25 protein-coding genes and 3 tRNA genes are annotated in these 25,159 nt (G+C 29.2%); 15 read left to right on the top strand and 13 right to left on the bottom strand.

The annotated features are described in order from the left end of the window. Positions 1-16 precede the first annotated feature (16 nt). The 11 genes from K324_RS0112070 to cbiB all read left to right on the top strand — a co-directional run bounded on the left by K324_RS0112070 (position 17) and on the right by cbiB (position 11,271). Positions 17-808 carry a Cof-type HAD-IIB family hydrolase gene (locus tag K324_RS0112070; RefSeq protein ID WP_026749354.1) on the top strand — a complete coding sequence of 264 codons (792 nt, stop codon included), beginning with the start codon at positions 17-19 and terminating at the stop codon, positions 806-808. Positions 809-842: 34 nt separating this feature from the next. Then, complete coding sequence (gene dnaE, locus K324_RS0112065) at positions 843-4,400, top strand: DNA polymerase III subunit alpha (RefSeq protein WP_026749353.1); 3,558 nt, start codon at positions 843-845, stop codon at positions 4,398-4,400. Between the two features lie 24 nt (positions 4,401-4,424). Continuing rightward, positions 4,425-5,195 (top strand): hypothetical protein, encoded by a 771-nt coding sequence (locus K324_RS0112060; RefSeq protein WP_026749352.1) that lies wholly within the window; start codon positions 4,425-4,427, stop codon positions 5,193-5,195. Positions 5,196-5,288: 93 nt separating this feature from the next. Further along, positions 5,289-5,843, top strand: coding sequence for a 16S rRNA (guanine(966)-N(2))-methyltransferase RsmD (gene rsmD / locus K324_RS0112055; protein WP_026749351.1), 555 nt, complete (start codon positions 5,289-5,291; stop codon positions 5,841-5,843). A gap of 27 nt (positions 5,844-5,870) precedes the next feature. Continuing rightward, positions 5,871-6,092, top strand: a complete 222-nt coding sequence (gene xseB, locus K324_RS0112050) for an exodeoxyribonuclease VII small subunit (protein WP_018451160.1) — start codon at positions 5,871-5,873, stop codon at positions 6,090-6,092. A 109-nt stretch (positions 6,093-6,201) separates the two neighbouring features. Next, on the top strand, positions 6,202-7,092 hold the full coding sequence (locus K324_RS0112045) for a polyprenyl synthetase family protein (protein ID WP_026749350.1): 891 nt from the start codon (positions 6,202-6,204) through the stop codon (positions 7,090-7,092). A 42-nt stretch (positions 7,093-7,134) separates the two neighbouring features. Continuing rightward, positions 7,135-8,067, top strand: a complete 933-nt coding sequence (locus tag K324_RS14920; protein ID WP_036095760.1) for a YeiH family protein — start codon at positions 7,135-7,137, stop codon at positions 8,065-8,067. A gap of 59 nt (positions 8,068-8,126) precedes the next feature. Further along, entirely contained in the window at positions 8,127-8,837 is a 711-nt protein-coding gene (locus K324_RS0112035) for a hypothetical protein (protein ID WP_026749349.1), read from the top strand. Between the two features lie 23 nt (positions 8,838-8,860). Next, on the top strand, positions 8,861-9,640 hold the full coding sequence (locus tag K324_RS0112030; RefSeq protein ID WP_026749348.1) for a purine nucleoside phosphorylase YfiH/LACC1 family protein: 780 nt from the start codon (positions 8,861-8,863) through the stop codon (positions 9,638-9,640). Between the two features lie 31 nt (positions 9,641-9,671). Continuing rightward, the gene (locus K324_RS0112025; RefSeq protein WP_026749347.1) at positions 9,672-10,232 is read left to right on the top strand and encodes a hypothetical protein; all 561 of its coding nucleotides are present in this window, start codon (positions 9,672-9,674) and stop codon (positions 10,230-10,232) included. A gap of 34 nt (positions 10,233-10,266) precedes the next feature. Further along, complete coding sequence (gene cbiB, locus K324_RS0112020) at positions 10,267-11,271, top strand: adenosylcobinamide-phosphate synthase CbiB (RefSeq protein ID WP_026749346.1); 1,005 nt, start codon at positions 10,267-10,269, stop codon at positions 11,269-11,271. 5 nt (positions 11,272-11,276) lie between these two features. Here the strand turns inward: cbiB and K324_RS0112015 are convergent, their stop codons facing one another. The 10 genes from K324_RS0112015 to tpiA all read right to left on the bottom strand — a co-directional run bounded on the left by K324_RS0112015 (position 11,277) and on the right by tpiA (position 22,696). Then, on the bottom strand, positions 11,277-11,675 hold the full coding sequence (locus tag K324_RS0112015) for a hypothetical protein (RefSeq protein WP_026749345.1): 399 nt from the start codon (positions 11,673-11,675) through the stop codon (positions 11,277-11,279). Positions 11,676-11,698: 23 nt separating this feature from the next. Further along, a complete protein-coding gene (locus K324_RS0112010; RefSeq protein ID WP_026749344.1) occupies positions 11,699-12,067 on the bottom strand; it encodes an AtpZ/AtpI family protein in 369 nt (122 codons plus the stop codon). 105 nt (positions 12,068-12,172) lie between these two features. Next, positions 12,173-12,913 (bottom strand): class I SAM-dependent methyltransferase, encoded by a 741-nt coding sequence (locus K324_RS0112005; RefSeq protein ID WP_026749343.1) that lies wholly within the window; start codon positions 12,911-12,913, stop codon positions 12,173-12,175. A 140-nt stretch (positions 12,914-13,053) separates the two neighbouring features. Beyond that, entirely contained in the window at positions 13,054-13,689 is a 636-nt protein-coding gene (locus tag K324_RS0112000; protein WP_026749342.1) for a peptidylprolyl isomerase, read from the bottom strand. Positions 13,690-13,767: 78 nt separating this feature from the next. Continuing rightward, a complete protein-coding gene (locus tag K324_RS0111995; RefSeq protein ID WP_026749341.1) occupies positions 13,768-14,127 on the bottom strand; it encodes a hypothetical protein in 360 nt (119 codons plus the stop codon). Positions 14,128-14,155: 28 nt separating this feature from the next. Continuing rightward, a complete protein-coding gene (locus K324_RS0111990; RefSeq protein WP_026749340.1) occupies positions 14,156-15,076 on the bottom strand; it encodes a manganese-dependent inorganic pyrophosphatase in 921 nt (306 codons plus the stop codon). A gap of 93 nt (positions 15,077-15,169) precedes the next feature. Beyond that, the gene (locus K324_RS0111985) at positions 15,170-18,448 is read right to left on the bottom strand and encodes a UvrD-helicase domain-containing protein (protein ID WP_026749339.1); all 3,279 of its coding nucleotides are present in this window, start codon (positions 18,446-18,448) and stop codon (positions 15,170-15,172) included. Further along, positions 18,435-21,545 carry a PD-(D/E)XK nuclease family protein gene (locus K324_RS0111980; protein ID WP_026749338.1) on the bottom strand — a complete coding sequence of 1,037 codons (3,111 nt, stop codon included), beginning with the start codon at positions 21,543-21,545 and terminating at the stop codon, positions 18,435-18,437. The genes K324_RS0111985 and K324_RS0111980 overlap by 14 nt, the downstream gene beginning before the upstream one ends. A gap of 121 nt (positions 21,546-21,666) precedes the next feature. Next, positions 21,667-21,873, bottom strand: coding sequence for a preprotein translocase subunit SecG (gene secG, locus K324_RS0111975; RefSeq protein ID WP_026749337.1), 207 nt, complete (start codon positions 21,871-21,873; stop codon positions 21,667-21,669). Positions 21,874-21,928: 55 nt separating this feature from the next. Continuing rightward, positions 21,929-22,696, bottom strand: coding sequence for a triose-phosphate isomerase (gene tpiA / locus K324_RS0111970; RefSeq protein ID WP_026749336.1), 768 nt, complete (start codon positions 22,694-22,696; stop codon positions 21,929-21,931). A gap of 182 nt (positions 22,697-22,878) precedes the next feature. Here tpiA and K324_RS0111965 point away from each other — a divergent pair, with 182 nt between their 5' ends. The 4 genes from K324_RS0111965 (at position 22,879) to K324_RS0111950 (ending at position 23,716) form a co-directional block, all read left to right on the top strand. Then, positions 22,879-23,289 (top strand): magnetosome magnetite crystal formation protein family, encoded by a 411-nt coding sequence (locus K324_RS0111965; RefSeq protein ID WP_026749335.1) that lies wholly within the window; start codon positions 22,879-22,881, stop codon positions 23,287-23,289. Between the two features lie 114 nt (positions 23,290-23,403). Further along, a tRNA-Ser gene (locus K324_RS0111960) sits at positions 23,404-23,490 on the top strand. Positions 23,491-23,508: 18 nt separating this feature from the next. Continuing rightward, positions 23,509-23,602, top strand: a tRNA-Ser gene (locus K324_RS0111955). A 37-nt stretch (positions 23,603-23,639) separates the two neighbouring features. After that, positions 23,640-23,716, top strand: a tRNA-Arg gene (locus K324_RS0111950). A gap of 185 nt (positions 23,717-23,901) precedes the next feature. Here K324_RS0111950 and K324_RS0111940 read toward each other — a convergent pair. From K324_RS0111940 to K324_RS0111930, 3 genes are all read right to left on the bottom strand, one after another. Beyond that, positions 23,902-24,255, bottom strand: a complete 354-nt coding sequence (locus tag K324_RS0111940; RefSeq protein WP_026749334.1) for a hypothetical protein — start codon at positions 24,253-24,255, stop codon at positions 23,902-23,904. After that, entirely contained in the window at positions 24,224-24,505 is a 282-nt protein-coding gene (locus tag K324_RS0111935; protein WP_169720586.1) for a hypothetical protein, read from the bottom strand. The genes K324_RS0111940 and K324_RS0111935 overlap by 32 nt, the downstream gene beginning before the upstream one ends. A gap of 78 nt (positions 24,506-24,583) precedes the next feature. Beyond that, positions 24,584-24,907 carry a hypothetical protein gene (locus K324_RS0111930; protein ID WP_026749332.1) on the bottom strand — a complete coding sequence of 108 codons (324 nt, stop codon included), beginning with the start codon at positions 24,905-24,907 and terminating at the stop codon, positions 24,584-24,586. Positions 24,908-25,159: the final 252 nt, after the last annotated feature.

Below are 25,159 nucleotides of genomic sequence, written 5' to 3'. Positions count from 1 at the left end.
AAGGAAGGGAATTAAAATGAATAATATAAAAGCGATATTTATGGATTTGGATGGAACAGTGCTGACAAGTGAGCATAAGGTTTCGGAAAATTTGATAAGAAAATTGAGAGAACTGGAAGAAAAGGGAGTGAAAATATTTATTGCAACTGGGAGAACCTTTTCTTCGTCAAAGCCTTTTGTGGAAATGTTGGGGATAAAAAATCCAGTAATTAACTATAATGGAGGAAGAGTTGTAAATCCTTTGAACAGTGAAGTTATTTTTGAGAAGCCTGTTGAGGTACAGGATGTTAAGGAGCTTATTAGAATCTCAAGAGAAAAGAGAATTCATCTGAATTTATATATGAATGACAAGTTATATATTGAAAATGAAACAGACGAAGGTATAAAGTATTCAGAAAGTGTGGAAATTCCGTATTATGTAAGAAATTTTGACGAATTTATTGGAAAAACTTCCACAAAGGCGTTATTTATTGCGGAAAATGCGATTTTATTAGAATTGAAAAAGGAACTGGAAGAAAAATTACCGCATATTAATTTTGTATTTTCAAAACCATATTATTTGGAATGTTTGAATAAGGAAGTAAATAAAGGGCTGGCAATAAAGGAACTGTTGAAAAAATATGATATTTCCCCAGAAGAAACAATGGCGTTTGGAGATCAGTGGAATGATTTGGAAATGTTGAAGTTTGTGAAATATGGGTATCTTATGGGGAATGCTACGGAAGAATTGAAACAGGAATTTTCAAAAGATAAAATTACTCTGTCAAATGATGAAGATGGTATTTATGAAGTGATAAAAGAACTTTAGGTATTTTTATAAAAATAGAAATTAGGTAGAAATTATGGGAAATAAATTTGTACATTTGAAATTGCATACGGAGTATTCACTGCTTGAAGGTGTTGGGAAGATTGATGAATATGTTGGAAGAGCTAAGGAAATTGGGGCAAAAGCACTTGCAATTACCGATACTTCGATGTTTGGGGCAATTGAGTTTTTTAAGAAGTGTAAAAATGCTGGAATAAAGCCGATTATTGGACTTGAGGTGTTTCTTGATGGGCTGGAGAAAGTAGGTGAGTTTTCGCTTACTTTACTTGCTAAAAATCAGAATGGGTATAAAAATTTATCAAAATTGTCGTCAATTTCATATAGCAGGTTTACACGGAATCGGAATAAAATTAAGTATGATGAATTGAAAAAATATTCAGATGATTTGTATATTTTGTCGGGCGGGATAAATAGTGAAGTTGTAAAGGGTATTCTGGACTTGGAAAATACTCAAGTTAGAAGGGTTATTGAGAAACTTGGCAAGGATTTTGGGGATAATTTTTTTATTGAAGTTCCTGCTGTGGAAAGGCTGGAAAAGGCTAGAAAAATGCTTTTTGACATTGTGCGTAAAAATAAATTTGACAATTTTGTTATTACGAATGATGTTTATTATCCGAATAGAGAAGATGCAGTTTTGCAAAAAATTGTGGAATCAATAAAAGAGGGAAGCAAAATTGATACAGAAAAATCGGGAAATAGTGAAATTTTGTATGATGATTTATATCTAAAATCTGAAAATGAAATAGAAAAAAGTTTTGAAAATAAGGAATATAGTGAATTTTATGAAACTGGAATTAATAATGTGGAAAAAATTGTGGAAAACTGCAATGTTGATTTTGAGTTTCATCATTTTAAATTTCCAAAATATTCATTGCCACAAAATGTGAGTGAAAAGGAATTTTTACGAAATCTAGTATTTGAGGGACTTTTTCATAAATATTTAAAAAAATCTGTTTCAGATTCTGAAAAATTGCAATTGGATAAAAATTTTGAAATAATAGAAAAAGAGATTGCAAAAGATGAAATTGCTGGGCAGAAATTGAAGGAAGTTAAAATTCGGGAAGAATTATTAAAGAATAATTTGGAAAATGTTTTGGAGCGTGCAGAGTATGAGCTAGAAATTATTGATAAAATGGGATACAATGGATATTTTATCATTGTATGGGATTTTATAAAATTCTCACGTGAAAATGGGGTTTATGTTGGGCCTGGAAGGGGTTCTGCGGCTGGGAGCATTGTTTCGTATGCTTTGAATATTACGGAAATTGATCCACTTGAATATAACTTGATTTTTGAACGTTTTTTGAATCCTGAACGTATTTCAATGCCTGATATTGACATAGATTTTGATCAGGAACAGCGGGAAATTGTTATAAATTATGTGGTAAATAAATATGGGGCAGAGTATGTGGCACATATTATTACGTTTGGAACGCTAAAGGCTAGGCTTGCGATTCGTGATGTGGGGCGTGTGTTAAATGTTTCGCTTGTAAAAGTCGATAAAATTGCTAAAATGATACCGTTTAATACGGAACTGACAGATGCTTTGAACAATATCCCTGAAATTAGAAAAATGTATGAAACTGACAGGGAAATAAAAAGAGTGATTGATTATTCGCTAAAATTAGAAGGAAAAGTACGGCACGCCTCTGTTCATGCGGCTGGAGTCGTTATTTCCAAAGATGTGCTAAGTGATGAGATTCCGACTTATTCTGATGGGAAAACAAAGATTGTTTCGACGCAGTATCAGATGAAGGAACTGGAAGAGCTGGGAATTTTAAAAATGGATTTTCTTGGCTTGAAAAATCTTACAATTTTGCGAAAAACTGTAGAAAATATTGAGAAAAGAAGAAAAACAAAGATTGTATTAAATGATATTGCTCTAAATGATGAGAAAACTTATGAACTACTTACAAAGGCAGATACAATGGGAGTTTTCCAATGTGAGTCGGCTGGAATTAGAAGCCTTATGAAAAAAATGAAAATTGAAAAATTTGAAGATATAATAGCTCTTTTGGCACTTTATCGTCCAGGGCCTTTGCGAAGTGGAATGGTGGATGATTTTATCAATGTGAAAAATAACAGGACTGAGATAAAATACATTGATAACTCGCTAAAATACATACTTGAGGAAACTTACGGGATAATTTTGTATCAGGAGCAGGTTATGAAAATTGTGAGTGAAATGGCAAATTATTCACTTGGAGAAGCTGATGAGCTACGGCGTGCGATTGGAAAGAAAAATCCTGAACTAATGAAGAAAAATCGTGAAAAATTTGTAACAAATGCTGAAAAAAACGGAGTTTTGTCGAAAAAGGCAAACGAAATTTATGATTTAGTGGAAAAATTTGGTGGATATGGATTTAACAAGTCACATTCGGCAGCTTACGCCCTGATTGTTTACTGGACAGCGTATTTTAAGGCAAATTATCCATTGGAATTTTTTGCTGCGATAATGACAACCGAAGTGCATAATCTGGACAGATTTGTTGTTTTTGTAAATGAAGCCAAGGAAAAGGGGATTAATATATTTTTGCCAGATGTGAATTTATCTGATTATGATTTTGAAATTGAAGAAAATCAGGCGGATAACGAAAATTTTGGAAAGGTTGGAATAAGATTTGGACTTTTTGCGATAAAGGGCGTGGGAGCAGCTTTAATTAATGAAATAAAAAAAGAACGAAAAAACGGAAAGTTTGTTTCCTACAAAGATTTTGGATATCGGATGAAACAAAACGGAATTACAAAAAAACAGCTGGAATCGCTAATTTTATCGGGAGCATTGGATGGACTTGATGGAAACAGGTTTGAAAAATACAAGTCTATTGATAAAGTTCTAGAATACAGTCAGAAAAAATACGAATCTGAAGAAGATTTACAATTAATTTTATTTGGAGGGAAAAAGGATATATCAGTTGACTTCCAGATGGAAAAAAGCGATGAGTTTCCTCAAAAAGTGTTACTTCAAAATGAAAAGGAATATTTGGGAATCTACGTTTCAAGCCATCCTTTAAATGAGAAAAAAAATCTGATAAATATAATTTCCCATAATAAAATATCAGAAATTTCTCAAAAAGAGTTAAAAAAAGTACGAATTATCGGAATAGTAAAAAATGTAAAAAAATTTGCAACACGGGCTGGAAAAGAGCCAATGGTAAAATTTGAAATGGAAGATTTTCAAAAAAGTATTGAAATAATCTGTTTTCCAAGAGAATACATAACTTTTGGCTATAAAATCACGGAAGGGCAGATTATGGTGCTGGAAGGAATTGTAAATTCCGAGCAAAATAGAAATACAGTTATTTTAAACAACATTTGCAATATTGAAAATCTGGAAGAAAACAAGAATCTGAAATTATACATCTTGATTGACGAAGAAGTGAAAGAAAAGAATCAGGAATTGAAGCAGATTGTTTTAAAAAATAAAGGTGATAATCAAGTATTTTTAGCGTTTAAAACGAATGAGAAAAAGGAAGTTGTAAAACTGTCTGAAAAATATAATGTGAATCTGTCGCTCAAGTTTATTAGGAAAGTTGCGAAATTAGTGGGAATTGAGAGAATAAAGTTAAAATGAGAAAAAAATTAAAGGAGTTGAGATATGTTTTTTTTGAATAATAAGAAATTAAAAAAATCTTTTGAAATAGTATTAATAATGATAATATTTTTTACAATAAACATTGTAACATTTTCTGAAAAATCAGAGTTTTTGGCAATTGGAAATTTGAAAATTGTAAGACAGGAGCCATTAGTTATAAAAAGGGAAGATTTGAATATTACGATTGAGAAAAATAAGACAATAAAGGTTGAGAGTGTTTATACATTTGAAAATGTCGGGAATTATAATGTGAAATCGACGTTTATGTTCTGGCTGGATACGAATATTGAGAAGAGCTTAAAAGAGGATTTTAGTAATAAAAATACGAATAATCGGGGGAAATTTGTAAAAAATATAAAGTTTTTGACAGATTATAAAAAGGCACAAAACTTGAGAGCAGTTATAAAATTTGATGAAAATATTTATGAAAGTCAAGTTACAGATAGTATCCAGCGTGAATGGTTTGCCATTTCAAAGGTTATTCCGGCGATGGAAGAAGGGAAAATCGCTGTTTATTATGATTTGGTAAATACAAAATTTTCAAGAAATAAGGATTTTGTGTACAGTTTTGAGCTAGTTGACAATTTTTTTAATAAAAATAAGGCGGAAATATTATATGTAAATGTTTATAATAAATCAGATTTAAAAATTGCCAGTATAAATTTTAAAGATTATGAATTTAAGAATGTTAGTAAAAATAGTACAAAAGAGCATTACGAACTGTTAGAGAGTGGAGTAAATCTGGATGGAAAAATTTCAATAAAATTTAAGTAGGGTAAATATTGGTAATTTTGCCTGAAATGTAGTAAAATATACACAGATTAATTCAAATATAGAGAGAATCACAAAAATTGAAATGAGGGAAAAATGAGAATTATAGCAGGAACGTTGAAAAATAGGAGAATAAAGTCGAGGGAGGGGAGAGAAACCAGGCCAACGCTGGAAAGGATAAAGGAGGCAATTTTCAGCATAATTGGAGAAAAAGTCGTAGATGCAAAATTTCTGGACTTGTATTCAGGAACTGGGAATGTTTCATTTGAAGCACTTAGCCGTGGGGCAAAAAGGGCGATTATGATTGAAGAGGATAAGGAGGCACTTAGAGTAATTATTGAAAATGTGAATCATCTTGGCGTGGAAGAAAAATGCCGTGCTTATAAAAATGATGTTTTTCGAGCGATAGAAATCCTTTCAAGAAAAAATGAAACATTTGATATAATATTTTTGGATCCACCTTATAAGGGAAATATTTCAACAAAAACGATTGAAAAAATATCAGAAGAAAATCTTTTGGAACGAGATGGAATTATAATTTCAGAACACAGCACGTATGAGAAAATGGCGGATAAAATAGGTGATTTTGTGAAGTACGATGAGAGAGATTATAATAAGAAGGTGGTTAGTTTTTATAGGTTTGAAGATTGAAAAAATAAAAAATAAGGAGAAATAAAAATGGCAGTAAAAAAACAAAGTTATGAAGAAAATATTGCACAAATTGATGAAATTTTGGAAAAATTGGAAAGTGAGGAATTATCACTAGATGATTCAATTTCTGAATATGAAAAGGCGATTAAGCTTATTAAAGATTCTGAAAAATTGCTTGAAGCTGGGGAAGGAAAAGTTATGAAGGTGCTTGAAAAAAATGGGAAAGTGGAAATGGAAGAGTTTGAATAAAAATTAAAGATAGATTTTTGAAAGTATAGAAGCAGAATATTTAAAATTTTTGAGTTCAGTTTTTAAATAAATTTTATTTAAAATAAAAATTTGAGTGACGGGGGATAAAATGTTACGGGAATATTTGGAAGAGAAAAAGAAGGTTGTGGAGAATAGCCTGAGGGAATTACTTGGGAATTATAGGGGTAGATATCCTGAAAAATTGGCAGAGGCAATGGAATATGCGGTTATGAACGGAGGAAAGCGAATACGTCCTATTTTGATGTATATGATTTGTGATTTGTTTGAAAAAAATAATTGTAAAAGTTATGATAAGGTTAGGGAAATTGCCAATGTACTTGAATTTATACATTGCTATTCACTTGTTCACGATGATTTGCCAGCGATGGACAATGATGATTACAGACGTGGTAAATTTACAGTTCACAAAAAATATAATGAAGCAATTGGGGTTCTTGTGGGAGATGTTCTTTTGACAGAAGCCTTTGGGATAATTGCTAATTCTAAAAGTTTAGGAGATAAAAATAAGATTGAGATTATTTCAAAATTATCTAAATATGCAGGATTTTTTGGAATGGTTGGAGGGCAGTTTGTGGATATGGAGTCTGAAAATAAGAAAGTGGAAATTGACACATTAAAATATATTCATGCTCATAAGACTGGAAAATTACTGACTGCTGCGATTGAATTGCCAATGATTGCTTTGGATGTTGAAAGTGAAAAGCGTGAAAAAATGGTGGAATATTCAAAGTTGTTGGGAATTGCCTTTCAGATTAAGGATGATATTCTAGATATTGAAGGGAATTTTGAGGAAATTGGTAAAAAATCGAATGATATTGAAAATGACAAGACTACTTATCCGAGTATTTTTGGGCTTGAAGAAAGTAAAAGGCTGCTACAGGAGTATTTGGAAAAAGCGAAAAAGATTATTTTTGACGAATTTGAGGGGAATCAGTTATTTTTAGAATTGACGGATTATTTTGGTAATAGGAAAAAATAATAAAAACCTTTTGTAAATATTTTGAAAGTTAGGAGTTATAAAATGAATAAAAAAATAGTATTTTATGCGGGATGTGCAATTGCGTTAATGCTTCCATTAATTAAAAGTGTTCACGCTTTTGCTTCGGGAATATCTCTTCTTATGGGAATTATTCTGGCAAGTTTCAGTTTAATTCTAGTTCCAAAAAATTTAGGGAAAATACGAAAACTTACGCTAAATTCAGCTGTCGTATTTTTTGGATTTGGACTTAGCATAAGTAAGGTTGTTGCTGTTGGAAGTAAAGGGATTTTTCAGACGGCAATTAGTTTGATTGTAGTTATAAGTATCGGGTTATTTTTGGCAAAAATTTTTAAAATGGAAAAAAAGTTGTCACAATTAATTGTGTTTGGGACTGCTATTTGCGGTGGAAGTGCTATTGCGGCAACTTCTCCAGTAATTGAGGCTTCTGATGAGGATATTGCCTTGTCTACTGGGATAGTATTTATTTTAAATACAGTCGCATTATTTCTTTTTGCATTTTTTATTAATTATTTTAAGTTAAATGCTGAACAAACTGGAATATGGACTGCACTAAGCATACATGATACAAGTTCGGTAGTATCAGCTGCAGCTTTTCACAGCACAGAAGCCTTGAGAATAGCCACAATTATGAAACTTACCAGAACTCTCTGGATTATTCCAATAGTTATTGTTCTTAGCATTTTAAATAAATCTGAAAATAAGAAGATTAAATTTCCGATTTTTATATTATTTTTCATTTTAGCTTCAATTGTTGCAACAATAATAAATTTACCAGCAATTTACAGTTTACTTACTCAAATAGGGAAAATGCTGTTATCCCTTGCACTTTATATGATCGGAACTTCATTAAATGTACAGACTATAAAAAAAATGACTGGGAAAAATCTTTTGTATGGTGTTACTCTTTGGATTTTTTCGATAATTTCAGGGTATATGATAATGATGTTTTTATAAAAAATGGTAATAAAAAATTATTTTAGCGTAATAAAAAAACAGGAAGGAAATAAAATATTATGAAAATAAAAAAATTAGTAATGACAGTATTAGTATTATTATCTGTACAAATGTGTGGGCCTGAACCTAAATTGGACTACAATGTTACAAAAAGTGAAAGTTATAAAATTTCTGAGAAAAAAATGAAAAAAATTTCTTTAGAAGTAAAAAAGGGTTTTGAAGCTGACACTGAGAAATACAAAAGTAAAACAAAAGAAGCAGCTAAAAGTTTTTTAGAAAATATGGTAGAAAAAGCCACTCAAGGTACAGATGAAAGTTTTGCTGCTGAAATGTTAAAGCAAATGGCAGTTAGTATGATGGAAAAAGGAATTGAGCATCAGCAAAGTAAAATAGAAGAGATTAGATTTTTTAATGACACAGAAGCACAGGTTACTCAAAAAGTAAAAATTTTTGACGGTAGTAAAGGAAATATTGCAAAATTTCAGAATGAATATGAACTTCTTAAACTTGTTGCACAAAAATTAAAATATAAAGATGCAGAAGATATGATAGCTCAAATGGAAAAAATGAATAAAAAAGAAGTTTTTTCTAAAATTATGAATGCTATAAGTGAAATTATAGAAGATGAATTTAAAAAAGAAGAAAATTATATAGAAATAACTGTAACTTCAAATATGAATAAAGTAAATAATACTTGGCATATGAAAGATTTGGATGAACAAATTAAAACAGTAGAAACAATATTTTCAAATTTAGCGAACAGTATGTAGAAAATATAGAAGGATAGATAATTATGTTTATAGAAAAGGAAAATTATTTTTATATTGAAGAGTTTGAAAAATACGGTATTACAGCAGTTTATACAAAAAAAATCGCTGGAAATATGTCTGATTACTGCCCAATTGAAAATCAAATAGAAGGTATACAGAAAAAAAATCGTGAAAAGTTGCTAAAAGATTTGAATTTAACCGATAAACAAGAAGTGATGGCATTTCAGACACATTCTAACAATGTAAAAACCATTGATGAAGATACAACGAAATATTATTATGAAAAAGAGGAAGATATTGATGGATTTTTGACAAAAAGGAAAGACATTGCAATTTTTACATTTTATGCGGATTGTTTGCCGATTTTTGTCTATGATAAGGAAAATCAGGTTATAGGAGTATGGCATTCAGGATGGCCAGGGACATTTAAGGAAATGATGAAATCAGGGCTTTTGGAAATGCAAAAAAAATATGGAACGCAAGTTGAGAATGTGGTAATGGCGTTAGGAATTGGGATTGGGCAGAAAGATTATGAAATTGGAAATGAATTTTATGATAAGTTTGTGGAAAAATTTGGAAAAAGTAACAGAGAAATTGTGGAAAAATCATTTTGGTTTAATGAGAAAACAGAAAAATATCATTTTGACAATACAAAATTTAATGAACTTATGGCACTCAAACTTGGGATAAAACAGGAAAATTTGATTGTAGCAACTGAAAGTACATTTGATGAAAAATTTCATTCTTATAGAAGGGAAGGAAAAAACGCTGGAAGGGCTACGGCTATGATTAGTTTTAAATAAAAAAACAACAAAAAAGAAAGGAAATGAAATTATGAGAAAAGTTTTATTTTTAATATTTTTAGTAGTGGGAACAATAGGTTTTTCTTCTAATTGTAATTGGTATGAAAACAATACAGGATATGCAAATAAAATGGTAGAATTAGTAAAAACTGCAAAATTAACAAATAAAATTTATTGTGATATAGAAAAAAATAAAATGGTATATGAAACAGTAGACAAAGAAAACGTAAGTTCTTTGGAAATCGGGTTAGTTTATAATAAAGGGGGAAGTAAAGCAGATCTTACATATATTGAAATTGCTAATTATATTGATAAATTTGAAAATGACATAAACAAATTATACCCTTGGAAAAACTTAACAGAATTAGAATATAGTAATTCTCCAGAATATTATAAATATAGAATGTATATTTATAGTCCAGAAAATAAAGAAGAATTTATGGCTTACCTGATTGTTTATGATACAATAAATGGAGAATGGAAACGTTTTTACAGTAAAGATTTTTGGAATAAAAATGATGAAAATGATGCGGGAATGATAGAAGTTATGGAAGAAATGGGGACAAAAGCAACAGACGATATAGCTTATTAAAAAAATAATTTTAAATAAAATTAGGAGATAAATAATGAATTTTTTAATAAAAATATGGATTGCATTTATTTTGGACTTGATTTTTGGAGATCCAGAGAAAATTACACATCCAGTCCAGATTATTGGTAAAATGATTACATTTTTAGAGAAAAAATTATACGGGAAAAAGGGTAGCTTTATTGGTGGAGCAGTTTTAGGTATTTTAGTAGTTGCAAGTACATTTTTGGTAATGTATGGATTTGTGAAATTGACAAAAATTGTAAAAGTTTTGCAGATTTTTGAAATTTATTTGATGTATACAATATTTTCGGTAAAATCATTGGCTCGTGAAGGGAAAAGAGTTTATAAGATTTTAAAATTAGGAAATCTGAAAGTAGCAAGAGAAAAATTGTCTTATTTGGTTTCAAGAGATACTGAAAAGATGGATAAAGTTATGATTATTAGAAGTACAATGGAAACTATTTCCGAAAATATGGTGGATGGTGTGATTGCGCCGATGTTTTATATGTTTGTGGGTGGACTTCCACTTGCGATGGCTTATAAGGCGATAAATACGCTTGATTCAATGGTTGGATATAAAAATGAGAAATATGAAAAATTTGGTACATTTTCGGCAAAATTAGATGATGTGGTAAACTTTATTCCAGCAAGAATTTCAGGGATTTTTATAACAGCAGCAAGTTATATTTTAAGATATAATTACAAAAATGCATGGAAAATATTTAAAAGAGATAGGAAAAATCACGCAAGTCTAAATTCAGGACATTCAGAAAGTGCAGTTGCAGGAGCATTAGGAGTGCAGTTTGGCGGAAAAGTTTCATATTTTGGAAAAGAAGTGGAAAAACCGATAATAGGGGATAAGAAAAAGGAATTTAGATTAGAAGATATTAAAAAAAATATACTATTAATGTATGTTACAAGTTTTGTAGCGATATTTTGTTTTTCTATAATTTGTTTGATTATAAATGGGCTGTTTAACAGCATATTTAATTCGATTGCATATTTTATATTGTATTTTTTTGTTAATATGTTGTTGTAAAAAAATCATTTTTTTTTAAATAATTTTTCAGTCCAGTAACATAAAAAATATGAAATTTTAAAATTTAATGCTCCGATTCCAGTTGCCAGAATATTTGTCAGTACGTGGCTTTCAAAGTATTTCTGGCTTACTTCCCCAACTATAAACATTCCCACACAAAATATTAACATTCTCTTCAAATATTCAATATTTCCACGTAATTTACCCCTATCCTGAAAGTATAAGATATTATGCACACCATTCACAAGCAAATTTATATTTATAGTGGAAATTACTGCCCCAGTTAAATATCCAAAATAAAATTCTACACACTTAAAAATTATCCCTAGAAGAAGGATTAATATCATAATAAAAATAGAAATAATATATGCTTTTTTTATGTTTTGTGGCATTTTTTCCAGCATTTTTCTTCCTTTCCCAATCTGTATTATTTTATGTTATTTACTTGCTTTATAAGTGACCAGTAGCCAGAAACGGCTCCTATTATCAGAAAAATAATTAAGACAAGTGGTTGATCCGTTTTGAACAGATATCTTTTTAAAAGTAAATAAAACCCCAGCATAATTAATATTGGTAATGCTAAAATATAAACCATATTTGTTGCAAGTGCAAAATATTTCATTAATTTGTTATTTCTTTTATTTTTTAATTCTTTTTCATTATTATGCCTACCTAGTTTTTTTTCTATTTCAAAAATTTTTTGTTTTCTTTTTTCTTCTTCTGTTTGTGCAGTTTTCTCTTCATCGGCTATTTCATTTTCTATTTCAAAAATTTCTTTTTTGTCTTCCAATTCCATAATATGACTTCCTTTTTAAAATTTTATTCAAATTTTTAATTCATAAATTAACTAAAACCCAAAATTCTTCCAATTTTTATCAATTTAATTTTTCAAAATTAGTAATTACAATTTTTTTAGTACAAAAAATATTCTGCTTTCCCCAAATTCAGGATTAGAAGCAGTATCAAACACTTCAAAACCATTATTCTGAACGGTTTCCACAATCCATTCAGACTCGTAAATAAATTTATGCTGCACTTCGTTGTATTTTCTGAATAAGTTATCATTTTCATTTTCACGGATAAATAAGTCAATTTCCACCAGATGCTTTCTTTCACTTAATTGTTCGTGTCGCCAGATGCTTGTATATTCAGACTCTTCATCCAGAAATACATCATTTTCAAATATTTCCTCAAAAATATCTTCTGTTACAGCATCAAAAATTAAATATCCATCTTTTTTCAAATTCTGATTACATTTTTCAATAAATTTCAAAAATTCCTTTTCATTTTTTAAATAATTTACCGTGTCAAAATTACAGATAATATAATCAACTTGTTGAATATCATTATTTTCATTTATGTTTTCATAATTTACAATATTTTCTTTTACTAATTTATAATTATTTGCAAAATTCTTTTTTAATAGTTTTTTTTCAGACATTTCCAGCATTTTTTCTGATAAATCCACTCCAACAACCGAAAATCCATCCCTCAAAAATCGCCATATAAATTCCCCTGTTCCACATCCCAAATCCAGAACAGTTCCGTTTTTTTTTATAAACATTCTCAAAAATTTATACCATTCGTCATAATTTACATATTTCATAAAAATATCGTAAATTTCAGCAAATTCCTTGTGCATTAATTTCCTCGTTTCTTTTAATTTGAATTACATATTATTATAGCATTTTTACTGTAACTTGTGAACTGAGTTTACAAGTTTTGATAAATATAAAAAATAAAGAAAAAACTCCCAATTATTATATTGAGAGTTTTTATGGATTAATTATTTTCAGGTTTTTTCAGTTTAGATTCCCATTCGCTGACTTCGTCTGGGAAATAATCAAGAAATTTATCAACTTTTTTACCTTTAATGTCAATGTTTAATATTTTGTCATCTTGCCGCAAAGTTCTTAATACGCTCAAATCTTCACGATTTTTTGTTCCACCGATAACTGTATGTTTTCCATTCAGATTTTTCATTGGCTGCATAGTTATGAAAAACTGGCTGCTGTTAGTGTTTGGGCCTGAATTTGCCATTGCCAGTATTCCTTCAACGTCAAAAGTCAGCCATTTTGTAAATTCATCTGGGAGAAAATATCCCGTTGTACCAGTTCCATTTCCAGCAGGATCTCCACCTTGAACAAGTCCGTTTGGAATAACTCTGAAAAAAGTCAATCCATTGTAAAAATTGTTTTTTGCCAAAAATACAAAGTTTGCAACATTTTTAGGAGCGGCTTCAGGATATAAATAAAATGAAATATCTCCTTTTGTTGTTTTTATAACTGCTTCCAATTGAAAACTTTGCATAATTTTTTCAAATTTTTTTTCTTCTTTTGATTTTTTTTCTTTAGCATTTACAACAGTTGCCATTAACAACATTAAAATGCTAACCAATACTACCATTTTTTTCTTCATAAACATTCCTCACTTTATTTTAAGCTATAATCTTTAATTCAAATATGAAAATTCGTCACTTAAATAAAAATTGCAAAACTATTTATTGTATAATCTTTTTACGTGTGTTATCATTTCTTCAATTTCCATTTTACCATTGAAATCAAATTCCAGAATTCTGAAATCAATATTTTCAATTTCCATATTATATTTCAAAAGTTCCTTTTCTTCCAGAATATTGTCATAAATAACAAGTACAGAAAACTGATTTCCAAAACCATCCACCAGCTCCAGTGTGTTAATCACACGATTTTTTGTCATATTAAGAGAATTTCTTATTATCTCATTCGCTGTCTTTTTATTTCGCACTTCCTTATAAAGCTCAGAAATTATCATAGGCAGCTTTATTGCAAATAATATTTTCAATTCTTCCCTTTTCTTAAATTTCACTATTGCCATTTTTAAAATCCTTTTTTATTTTTGTAATTTATCCTTGAATCGCTTTTGTTAATGGCGGAATGATCTGTTTCTTTCTTGAAACTACACCTTTCAAAGTTACTAAGTTGCTGTCAACTTTTTCTCCAAATGCTTTTTCAATAATATCATTTCCATCTCCTGAAACTAGAGCCACAGAATCATTTGATAAAATATTTGTGATTGCAAACATAAAGAATTTTAGTCCTTCTTTTGTAATAATACTATCAATTTCAGCAAGTAATTTTTCTTTTCTTTCCAAAACTTCTGCTTCATTTACAGTATTAACTTGTGCAACACCGATTTTTGCACCATCAATTTCAAAGATTTTCATATCCATATTTAACAGTTCTGCTTCAGATTTATCTCCAAGTGCAGTTCCAGCCTTTAACATTTCAAGTCCATACTCATCCGCATTTACTCCAGCGATTTCAGCCAGTTCCTTACCAGCCTTCACATCGCATTCTGTACAAGTTGGAGATTTAAAAAGCAATGTATCTGAAATAATGGCACTTAACATAAGTCCAGCAGTTTCCTTGCTTGGTACAAGATTGTTTTCCTTAAATAATTTCAAAATGATTGTCGCAGTACATCCGACAGGCTCTACTCTTGCATACAAAGGCTCATCCACATTAAAATTTGAAATTCTGTGATGATCAATCAGTTCCAAAACTTTTGCCTCTTCAAATCCATCAGCAGTTTGAGTTCTCTCATTATGATCCACCAGTATTATTTCTTTTCCAGCCACATTTTCCATCAATTCAGGCTTTTCAGCCTTAAAATAATTCAAAGCATACTTAGTTTCCTCATTAATTTCTCCAAGTCTTACAGCCTTAACATCTTTTCCCAATTTATTTTTCAGTTCTGCATAAGCAATCGCCGAACAAATTGTATCTGTATCTGGATTTTTGTGTCCAAAAACTAATATTGACATATTTTTTCCTCCTAAATTTTAATCATTTCATACTATTATAACCTATTAATCTTATTTTTGAAATAGAAAAATCCGTTTTTTTCAAAAATCACTTTAAACTTCCAATAATTTCACATCAATTTCATAATCTGTTGAAACTTTTTTGCTTAAAATATCCCTATACTCATTAATTTGCTCCTGATACTTCTCATTCGTTTCAGGCTCAAATCCAGTCTTGTAATCATAAATATAGATTTTCTTGTTTTCTTCATCAATGTTAATTCTATCAATAATACGCTTTTTTCCATCAGAATCATAAATTTCAAATTCCGTGTAGACTTTGTATTTCTTATCATAAATATTTTTATTTTTTTCGATAAATTTTTCCATTCTAACAATCAGCTCTTCTACAATCTTTTTCCCAAGCATATTTCCATATCGACTTAAAAGTGCTGATTTTGCAATTAATTTATCAGTTTTCAAGTTATTTAAAATGTGTTCAAAGTAGTAATGCATTGCAAGCCCTTTTTTACGTTTAAATTCCTTTTCTAAAGTTATACTTGATTTTTTTATTTTAAATTTATCCTCGGAAAAATAAGTTTTTAAGATTTTATTATTTATTTTATTTTCTTCCAATTTAGCATTTTCTTTTAAATTTTCAGAATTTGACACAATTTTTCTTTCTGTTTCAGTGATTTCTCCAATTCCAAATTCTGTATTTTCATCATAAACATCAATTAATTTCTTAATTAAATCATCGGAATATCCATTTTTTGTTATGTAAGCCTCAAAGTACAGCATCAGATTTTTTTTCGCACGTGTCAAAGCTACATAGTCAGCATTTATTTCTTCCATTTTTTCTTTTTGAGAGTTTTTTTCAGCGATTATTCCATATTCTTTTATATTTTTCAAATTTTTAGCATATTTTGAAAATGTTATTAAAAAATTAGTTACATTTGTAAAATTTTCATCATAATCAAAATATGTTTCAAAGGTTTTGAAATTATTTCCTCCAGTTTTTCCTTTTCGGTAATAGATTATCGTGTCAAATTCCAGCCCTTTAGACTTATGAATTGTCATCAGATTTATGGCATTTTCATCTGAACTGCTTATTTGCTTCAAGTTATCCTTTTCATCTTCAATATGTACAACAAATTCGTAAAGGTTGTCAAATTCCTTTAGAATATTGAAAAATTGAAAAATATTTTTTATATCGCTGTTTGTTGAATAAAAACTTGTTACATCAAAATCTTGAATAATTTTTTTTGAAAAGTTTTCTTTTACATATTTATCATTCAAATTAATTGAAAGTTTGTAAAGTTCCTTTATTTTTTCCAAAATTTCAGAAAACGAAAGTCCATTTCTTTCCATAAAATCAATATTTTTATATTCCAGCAAATTTTCTTTTTTTTCAAAATTTTCCAAATTTTCCACAAAATATTCAAAACTATTCTCATTTTCCAAATTTTTATGAGAAAAATCAATATTTGTTGTAATATATTTTTCAATTAAATCTTTATTTTCCACTAAATATTTTACGTGATCATTTAGGCAGCCAATCAAATCACTTCGCATAAATTCCAATAAATAAATAAAATTATGATAAACAAAAAATTTTATCAGCTTATACAGTGATTTAACAGCCCTGTAATCCAGAATCGAAGAGTTGCTCTCTAATGTAAATGGAATTTTTTCCTCATTCAGTCTTGCTGTTATTTCCGCAAGTTCCCTATTTCCACGACAAATTATACAGCTTTTACCAAAATTCTGAATTTTTCCTTCCCTCAAGTTTCGTATCATTTCCTCGTATGCTTTTTCAGGCTTTTCTTCCTCGTCTCCATATCTAGACTTTCTTTCCTGAAAATAATATCCAAAATATCCTCTCTGATAGTCCTCGTCATCACGATACAACGAATTTGTATATTTCCAGTTTTCATTATAGTTAGTAAAAATTTTATTCACATTTTCAATAATCTGCTTGTAGCTTCGATAGGATTTTTCTAGATTCTGAACATTTCCGCCGATTAAATTTTCCAAATTTTCAAAAAGTTCCTTTTCTCCACCACGCCAATTATAGATACTCTGTTTTTCATCGCCAACACAAATAATATTTTTGGCACTTGAAAGCAGTAATTCTAAAATTTTCCACTGCAAAATACTCGTATCCTGAAATTCATCAATCATAATCGTATCAATCTGCCCACCGATAAGTTCCAGAAAATCCTCAGTAACTGCGTTGCTATTGTTATTATCAGTCTTTACAAATCCCAGTTCCTTGTCAAAAATAAACTTATATGTGTAGGTGGAAATATCCGTGTGAGTAAATCTTTTTGTATTTAATTTCGTCTGCTCTGCAATATCAAATATAATTTTTGCCAATTCCTTTATTTTCCTGTCAGTCGGCAATACTTCCTCATTAAAAATATAATTTGAAACTGTTTCTCGCAAAATATCCTGCTCTTCCTTCATTTCATCCAGCAGCTCCTTAACATCTTTCCCACGAGTTTTTCCACCATCCCAAATATTTCCCGTGCCAAAAATATCGTCTGATTTTTCCAATATTAATTTTATTTTTTTATCTTGCATAGCAGAAATATCAAAATTATTTTGATTCAATTCTTCAAACTTTTTAAAAATATCAGTAAATTTTCCATTCAATATTTCAGTAACTTTTTTTCCTTTTATCTCAGCAATTTTTTTCACGTTTTCAAAAATATTTTCAAAATTCTCTACAAAACTTCTACTTGATTTATTATTTTTTAAAATTAAATTTGCTTCCTTGTAACTATCGCCAGCCAGCAAAAATTTCTCTTGCATATCCAGCAGCGACTTTACAATTTTCACATAAGTTGAAATATTTTTTCTGTCTTTTTCTTCATCAAATATAAACTTAAATTTTTCAAAATAATAGCTGTTTCCAATTATTTTTATCAAAATATCATTGTAAAACTCATCTTCTTCCTTATCAATTGTTTCATAATTGTAAATACCAAAATATGGAGCAATAGTATTTTTAAAAATTCTGTTTGTAAATCCGTCAATTGTGTAAATCCTGATTTCATCCTTATTTTTTATCATTTCAAAATATACATTTTGCAAATTTTCCTTCAAGATTTCGCTGTCAGAAAACCCATAAAGTTCTTTTAGACTTTCTTCCAATCCTATCCAGTCATATTTTTCAAACGCAATCTGATATAGAAAGTCGTAAATCCGCTCCTTAATTTCCGCAGTAGCCTTTTTCGTAAAAGTCATTACAACGATATTTTTATAATTTACGCCTCTTATTAAGTTTGCAATGTATTCCAACGATAGCCTATAAGTTTTTCCAGTTCCTGCACTTGCCTTCAAAATAATCTTATTTTGGTTGTTATCATTTATGTTATTTATTTTCACTATTTAATTCATCCTCCCTTCTGCATACATCCTTAAAAGTTTGATAAGTGTAATTTTGTACATCTCTTACGTCACCAATATCATAATAATCGGTTTCATAATATTTTTTCACAACTTCCCGAATATCCTCCTCATTTAGAAAATCTTCGTCCTTTTCCCTTGTATCGCCAATTATATCGCCATCCCAAACATCTACCACAAATCTCTCTATTTCCTGCCCACTTTTTTCAGGCAGCATAACAGAATAATAATCCAGCTGTTTAAAGGCATTTACGACTTTTTCCTTCTTTTCTTCCCCTTTTTTATTTTTCAAAATACCAGATTTATAGTCATACAAAATCTCCTTGTTTTTCAATTTTATATGCAAGTCAATCATTCCATTTATAAAAATATTTTCATAAATTTCCTTTTCAGATTTCAGCTTTATTCTCTCTTCTGAATAAATCTCAATTTCTTCTTCATTTTCCAGTGTTTTCATCAATTTTTGTAATATTTTTTCAACAGATTTTACAATTTCCTCAAACGAAACTTTTTTATAAAATTCCAGATATTCCTTCGGAATTTTGTATTCAAGTGAATTTAAGATATTTTTCAACGTTTCCTTAATTTCCTCTTTATTTATAACAAATTTTTTCTGTTCAAGCAGTTCTTTGTTCTCCATTACGATTCTTTCATAAAGCCCATGAATAATGTTTCCAAACATCAGATTATCAACTTTATCCTCAATTTTTTCAACTTCTGTATTTCCAATCATCTTTTTCAAATAATATCCATACTCAAAATTCTGCATTTCCTCAAAGGAATAATACCCCAAACTCACTTTTTCAGCCTTAATCTTATCCAAATCCTTTTTCAGTTTCGTTGGAATAAATTTCCCAATTTTTCGTGATTCCCAAGAATTTTCCATTTTTTCCAAAAAATATTTCTTAATAAAATCCAGTTCATCATTTTCATCTATTTTATTTTTTTGTGCCTCTATTCCATATTTCAGCTTAATTTCCTCAACAACTCCAGCGGAATCTATGTTTTCATCCAGATTTTTTACATAGGACAAATATACATTTTTTGCTCCTAAAATATTTTGATAAAATCTAAAAATCTCAATTTGCTTTTCATCATCGCTTACAGGAAGCCCCATTTTTGCACGCTGAATTTTTGTGAATAAATAGTTATTTACATTTATTTTTGGGAAAGTATCCTGAACATTAAGAAATATCAGATTTTCCTTTTGTGTTTCTGAAATTGCTGAAAATGAATTAATTGAATATCTTGAAATATTTTCACTGTCCTGTTTATCGCTTTCTTCAAGATTTAGACTAATCGCCTTTTTATCAAGATATTTCAAAAATAATTTCAGTAAACTTGCTGAAATCCCATTTTCATTAAAAAAATCTTTCCAGAGATTATCAAATGAAAAGTCTTCCAGCACTACCATTTCCGACAATGCCTCAAAATATTTATCTCTGACATCCTTATCAATTTCTCCACTTCTATCAAAAATCATTTCAAGATAATTCCCATATTCCTCAAGCGTCTGATAGTCAAAAATCATTTCAATTTCATTAATAAAATTAATCAGTTCCGCAATTTCAGAATCCGCCGTTCCAGCAATCCTGCTATTCAATTTTTCTGCAATCTTAAAAATTTCATCTCTTGAAATATACTTATAATCCTGCCCTACAATTTCCATAAAAAAATCATACGACTTTTTTAAGCCAAAAATTTTCAAAAAATCATTAGATTTAAAAGCAGCATACAAATCTTTCATCCTGATTTTTAAAGATTGTCCATAATTTTTCATAAATTTCACATTTTCAAAATTTTCTTCTATTTTACTATCAGAAAGTTTTAAATCTTCATTTTGAATATGTTCAACATTATTATTATTTTTTTCAATTTCAGAATCAAAATCATCATTTTCCAATTTTTTCCCAATAATTTTAACATTTTCCAAAATATTACAAATCAATTCCAATATCTTATAAATCTTCGTTTTCTGCATCGTAAGTTCCAAATTGGAAGAAATTTTTTCCTGCCTTAAAAGCTGATAATCCTTTTTCCCATCTTCTCCATTATCCTGCAAATCATAAATCTTATAATTTACGTGATTTTCATCCTTTTTTAAATCTTCAATTTTTTTTCTATTAATATTTTTCATATTTTGAATAATTTTTGTATCCGCAGTTATTTTTTCATTCTGAAAATACTTATCATTTTTTAATTTTATTTCTTTTTTATTATCATAGTTTTCTTTAATTTCATTTTTTGTTTTATTATTCAAAACTTCAATTTCATCCAGCTTTTTTACAAGCCCCAAAAGCTGTGAAAATTTATTTTCATACTCAAAAATCTCAATATTTGTCCCAAAATTTTCCCAAAACTCATTTCTATCAGGCAATGAAAAACTGTCCTTTATTTTCAACTTTTCCTCATTAAAATTATTTTCCGAAAGCTGCAAAATATTTTCTACATAAATTCCTCTATTTTCAATATTTTCAATTAACTCTTTTTCAAATGGAGTAATTTTAACTTTATTCACAAAGCAAATTTTAGAAAACTTCTTCAAAAAATTATCTGATATATTTTCCACATTTCTAAGCATATATGGTAAGATAAGCCCTTTTTGCTGCACAACTTTTTTCATCTCATTATCAATCTCAATCAAAGTTCCAAAAGTTTCAACTTGCCATTTCTCCAGCTCCACCTTCTCCAAATCAATCTTATATTCCTGCAATTCTGCAAATAAATTATAATAATTGTAGGCAACATCAATAATATCATAATAGTTATTTACCTTCATATCCTTTTTTAACTTTTCAGTCAAAGCATTGTAAAACAGCACAACCTGCTTTTCCTCTTTTACCACAATCTTATCCGTCACAAACACATTCTCATAAAAATCATAACTATTCATCATCTTAAAATTCTGAAAAATTCCCAATTTCTGCTGCATTTCCTCATTCTGTAAAAATTCCCTCTTTATCTCAAAAAACGAAGCCGAATTTTCAAATACAAAAAGCGTATTTTCATTCTTTTCAAACTCTTTAAACAATATATTTTTTAAATCAGATCCAATTCCTTTATAACTAATTTTCATAATATATTTTCCTTCCTTAATATCAAAAAAACTAAAATTAAAATTAGAAAAAATCACAGCCATTGTTTTAACTGTGATTTTAATATTTTTATAAAAAATCAAAAAAATTTACTTTTTAAAATTATCTTACAATTTGGAATAAGATTGCAACTACTAGAAATAATGTTGCAACTACTTCTGTAAATTTTTCAATTCCTTCTTTTTCTTCGTCCAAGATATTAGCAGAACTTTTTGCTAAACCTTGGCTTCTGTCTGGCTGTAGTAAAATTACGCTTATCATAATGATTGATAAAATTACTAGAGCTATAATTAATAAATTTTCTAACACGTGTTCCTCCTATAATTTACAAAACAAGAGAATAGCTAATTAATTTTTATTTTAATTACTTAGCTGCTGCATCTCCGGCTTTTATTATTACAGCGAATTTTTCAGGAATTAAACTTGCTCCTCCTACTAATCCACCGTCAATGTCTGTCTGAGCGATTAAGTCAGCTGCATTTCCATCGTTCATTGATCCACCATATTGAACTGTTACGTTTTCTGCAACTTCTTTTCCGTACAAGTCAGTTAATAATCCTCTAATGAATGCGTGAACTTCTTGAGCTTGTTCTGGAGTGGCAGTTTTTCCTGTTCCAATTGCCCATACTGGTTCGTAAGCAAGTACAACGTTTGCCATTTCAGCGGCTGTTACGTCTTTTAATCCACCAGTAATTTGAGTTTTAACAACATTATTAGTAGTTCCAGCTTCTCTTTCTTCCAAAGTTTCTCCAAAACATAAGATTGGTTTTAAATCGTGAGCCAATGCTGATTTTACTTTTTCATTGATGATTTCATCAGTTTCGTGGTAATATTCTCTTCTTTCAGAATGTCCTAAAATTACATATTCTACACCTAAATCTTTTAACATCAATGGTGAAACTTCTCCAGTATATGCTCCGCTTTCTTTAGCGTTCATATTTTCAGCAGCAATTTTAATGTTGCTTCCTGCAGTTTCTCTAGTTGCTGTTTCTAATGCAGTAAAAGGTGCTCCAATTACGATTCCTGCATTTTTTACGTCTGCTACTAAAGGTTTTAATTCATTGAAGAATTGGGCAGCCTCTTTTGCAGTCTTGTTCATTTTCCAGTTTCCAGCTACTATTACTTTTCTCATAGTTTCTCCTCCATTATTTATTTAATATTTTACATTTTCTTTTATTCTATCACATATTGCTTTTTTTATCAATGCTAATACACGAATTTTTCAATTTGATTTTTTATATCTTTTATGTTAAAATTCTTTTGAGTAATTAAAGGAAATAAAATCTAAAAATATATTAGAATTAGGAGGAGTTTATGGACAATAATGTAAGTGAACAAAAGTCAATCGCAGGATTAAAAGCCTTTGCTGTCGCTTTTCTTATAAATTTAAGCTTTTTTGCAGGATTTAGCATAAATGCTGCCATTTTCCCTATAAATCTAAGTTTTTCAATGGGATTTAGCCTACTAATACCAATAGTTGCATTAATTCTGGAGCAGGAAAATGGATTTGTACGGGCATATTCAAAACAGACATTGGCAGTAACAGTATTGTTATTGATTTCAACATTTTTAAATATTATTATAGTTGCTGGAAATATTTTATTTTTTGTAATTTTTGTAATACTATCTGTATTCCAAATTATTGCAACGGTATCATCAGCTTTGAAAAAAGAATTTAAAATTCCTTTTATAGAAAAAATTACAGATTTACTATTTGTAGACTAATAGAAATAAGGGGTGTAGGTTATTTTATGCCCCTGTACACAAATTTTAATAAAATTTATGAAAAAATTATTGACAAATTATAAAAATATATGATATACTAATTGAGTAACGTATGGGTGGATGTCCGAACGGCTAAGGGACCGGTCTTGAAAACCGGCGAAATCGCAAGATGTCTGGGTTCGAATCCCAGTTCACCCGCCATTTAAAATTTATATTTTTGGAGAAGTGGCAGAGAGGCCGAATGCGCTCCCCTGCTAAGGGAGTATCCGGGCTAAAACTTGGATCGAGGGTTCAAATCCCTCCTTCTCCGCCATTTTTTTTTAATAATTAAATTTAATAATCAAAAAAGTGCATCTGTAGCTCAATTGGATAGAGCGTCTGACTACGGATCAGAAGGTTATGGGTTCAACTCCTGTCAGGTGCGCCATTTTTAAGTAAAAATATTGATTTTAAAGTATTTGCGTCTATTTATAAAAAAGTTTGGCGACAAATTGGTGACATTTATTTGAGATTACTATTAAATATTTATAATTAAATTTCTCGTACTTCAAGTACGAGTTTTTTTGATTTTCAATTAAAAAAGATAGCCATTTCTGACTATCCCAATAAAACTTATTTATTTTCATTTATATCGTTCATCTTTTTATTATAATAATACAATATAATGAATGATACTATGATACTTAACATAACTATCGTAAGATTTTCAAACATTGTTTTCTCTCTCAATTGTTGAACCAAAGGTATTTTTTCCCAATTATTTTCTGATAATAATTTGTCTAAATTTCTTCTATATTGCCAATCTCTGTAAGCTATCATCAAAATTGAGCTTATTGTATAAAATGATGTAAGTTTTAGTATGCCTTTGTTGGCAAAATTTATTTTTTGACTCTCTTGAAAATCTTTGTGCCTTTTATCTTTAAATATCAAATCTCTAATTGTTTTTCTTGTCTGAGTCGTCGCCATTGCTCCCACCTACCATTCTATCTATGAAACGGTCTATTATTTTAGGTAATTTATCTTCCAGAACTTCTATAAGAAGTTCAACAAAATATCCTACAACTATAATTATTACCATAATAACCAGATGTAGTGAAGGTACTTTTTTATATACAGACAGATATGTAAGCACATAGAGTGCCAGTGCCATAGCACCGTATAAAATCCTAACCACAACAGGACTAATATCTAAGTGGTTATTGGCTCTGTATAGCAAATTCCCTAATGTTCCTAAAAGTAAACCATACCCTATAAATATAATATCCTTAATGTATTCTCCCATTATTGCTCCTTTTTAAAATATTTTTGGATTTTCCTTTTTCTCAACATCAAAAGCTTTTTGAATTAATGTTTTTATATCAAATTCTCGTGCCAGAATCTCAATCCCCTGTTCCAAAATTTCCTCTCCAATTTCTTCAGCAAAATTGGGAATAAATTTTCTATCAATTTCTTTTTCTTTTCTCACATACTCTCTTAATTTATCCCAAAATCCATCTGCCACAGCATCTAATTTTTCAATTCCCTTTTTTGCTTTTTCTGTAATTTCTATTTTATAAATTCCTTTTAAAATTAATTCTTTTGCCTTATTTAGAATATAAATTTTTGTTATTGTATTCATTTTATCTCTCCCTTTTCCTTATTTTTATTAATATTGTTTCTAACGTGGCTAACAAGCCGTTCAATCAATTTTACCTTGCTAGCCTTTAATACCAAAATTATTTTTAGCGTTCAAATATAGCTTCTATTGAAGCCATTTTTAGTTATTATTCCAGTATTTTTTTACCGCCGCTACATAATATTTTGCCAGTTCCTTTTTTGTTGCTTCTAATACTTCCATATCATTTTTATTTGTTATAAATCCACTTTCAAC

Source organism: Leptotrichia trevisanii DSM 22070 (assembly GCF_000482505.1).
Classification (GTDB): Bacteria; Fusobacteriota; Fusobacteriia; order Fusobacteriales; family Leptotrichiaceae; genus Leptotrichia; species Leptotrichia trevisanii.
The sequence above is the reverse complement of the archived record's forward strand: the minus strand, read 5'-3'. Positions and strand labels throughout refer to the sequence as shown.

Excerpts from the sequence above, each read along its gene's own strand:
- K324_RS0112010 (WP_026749344.1), bottom strand. The coding sequence starts at position 12,067 with ATGGAATTGGAAGACAAAAAAGAAATTTTTGAAATAGAAAATGAAATA.
- K324_RS0111965 (WP_026749335.1), top strand. The coding sequence starts at position 22,879 with ATGGACAATAATGTAAGTGAACAAAAGTCAATCGCAGGATTAAAAGCC.
- K324_RS0112035 (WP_026749349.1), top strand. The coding sequence starts at position 8,127 with ATGAAAATAAAAAAATTAGTAATGACAGTATTAGTATTATTATCTGTA.
- K324_RS0111930 (WP_026749332.1), bottom strand. The coding sequence starts at position 24,907 with ATGAATACAATAACAAAAATTTATATTCTAAATAAGGCAAAAGAATTA.
- K324_RS0111990 (WP_026749340.1), bottom strand. The coding sequence starts at position 15,076 with ATGTCAATATTAGTTTTTGGACACAAAAATCCAGATACAGATACAATT.
- K324_RS0111980 (WP_026749338.1), bottom strand. The coding sequence starts at position 21,545 with ATGAAAATTAGTTATAAAGGAATTGGATCTGATTTAAAAAATATATTG.
- K324_RS0112030 (WP_026749348.1), top strand. The coding sequence starts at position 8,861 with ATGTTTATAGAAAAGGAAAATTATTTTTATATTGAAGAGTTTGAAAAA.
- K324_RS0112045 (WP_026749350.1), top strand. The coding sequence starts at position 6,202 with ATGTTACGGGAATATTTGGAAGAGAAAAAGAAGGTTGTGGAGAATAGC.
- K324_RS0111995 (WP_026749341.1), bottom strand. The coding sequence starts at position 14,127 with ATGGCAATAGTGAAATTTAAGAAAAGGGAAGAATTGAAAATATTATTT.
- K324_RS0112015 (WP_026749345.1), bottom strand. The coding sequence starts at position 11,675 with ATGCTGGAAAAAATGCCACAAAACATAAAAAAAGCATATATTATTTCT.
- cbiB (WP_026749346.1), top strand. The coding sequence starts at position 10,267 with ATGAATTTTTTAATAAAAATATGGATTGCATTTATTTTGGACTTGATT.
- tpiA (WP_026749336.1), bottom strand. The coding sequence starts at position 22,696 with ATGAGAAAAGTAATAGTAGCTGGAAACTGGAAAATGAACAAGACTGCA.
- rsmD (WP_026749351.1), top strand. The coding sequence starts at position 5,289 with ATGAGAATTATAGCAGGAACGTTGAAAAATAGGAGAATAAAGTCGAGG.
- K324_RS0112060 (WP_026749352.1), top strand. The coding sequence starts at position 4,425 with ATGTTTTTTTTGAATAATAAGAAATTAAAAAAATCTTTTGAAATAGTA.
- xseB (WP_018451160.1), top strand. The coding sequence starts at position 5,871 with ATGGCAGTAAAAAAACAAAGTTATGAAGAAAATATTGCACAAATTGAT.
- dnaE (WP_026749353.1), top strand. The coding sequence starts at position 843 with ATGGGAAATAAATTTGTACATTTGAAATTGCATACGGAGTATTCACTG.
- K324_RS0112005 (WP_026749343.1), bottom strand. The coding sequence starts at position 12,913 with ATGCACAAGGAATTTGCTGAAATTTACGATATTTTTATGAAATATGTA.
- K324_RS0112000 (WP_026749342.1), bottom strand. The coding sequence starts at position 13,689 with ATGAAGAAAAAAATGGTAGTATTGGTTAGCATTTTAATGTTGTTAATG.
- K324_RS0112070 (WP_026749354.1), top strand. The coding sequence starts at position 17 with ATGAATAATATAAAAGCGATATTTATGGATTTGGATGGAACAGTGCTG.
- K324_RS0112025 (WP_026749347.1), top strand. The coding sequence starts at position 9,672 with ATGAGAAAAGTTTTATTTTTAATATTTTTAGTAGTGGGAACAATAGGT.
- K324_RS0111940 (WP_026749334.1), bottom strand. The coding sequence starts at position 24,255 with ATGGCGACGACTCAGACAAGAAAAACAATTAGAGATTTGATATTTAAA.
- K324_RS14920 (WP_036095760.1), top strand. The coding sequence starts at position 7,135 with ATGAATAAAAAAATAGTATTTTATGCGGGATGTGCAATTGCGTTAATG.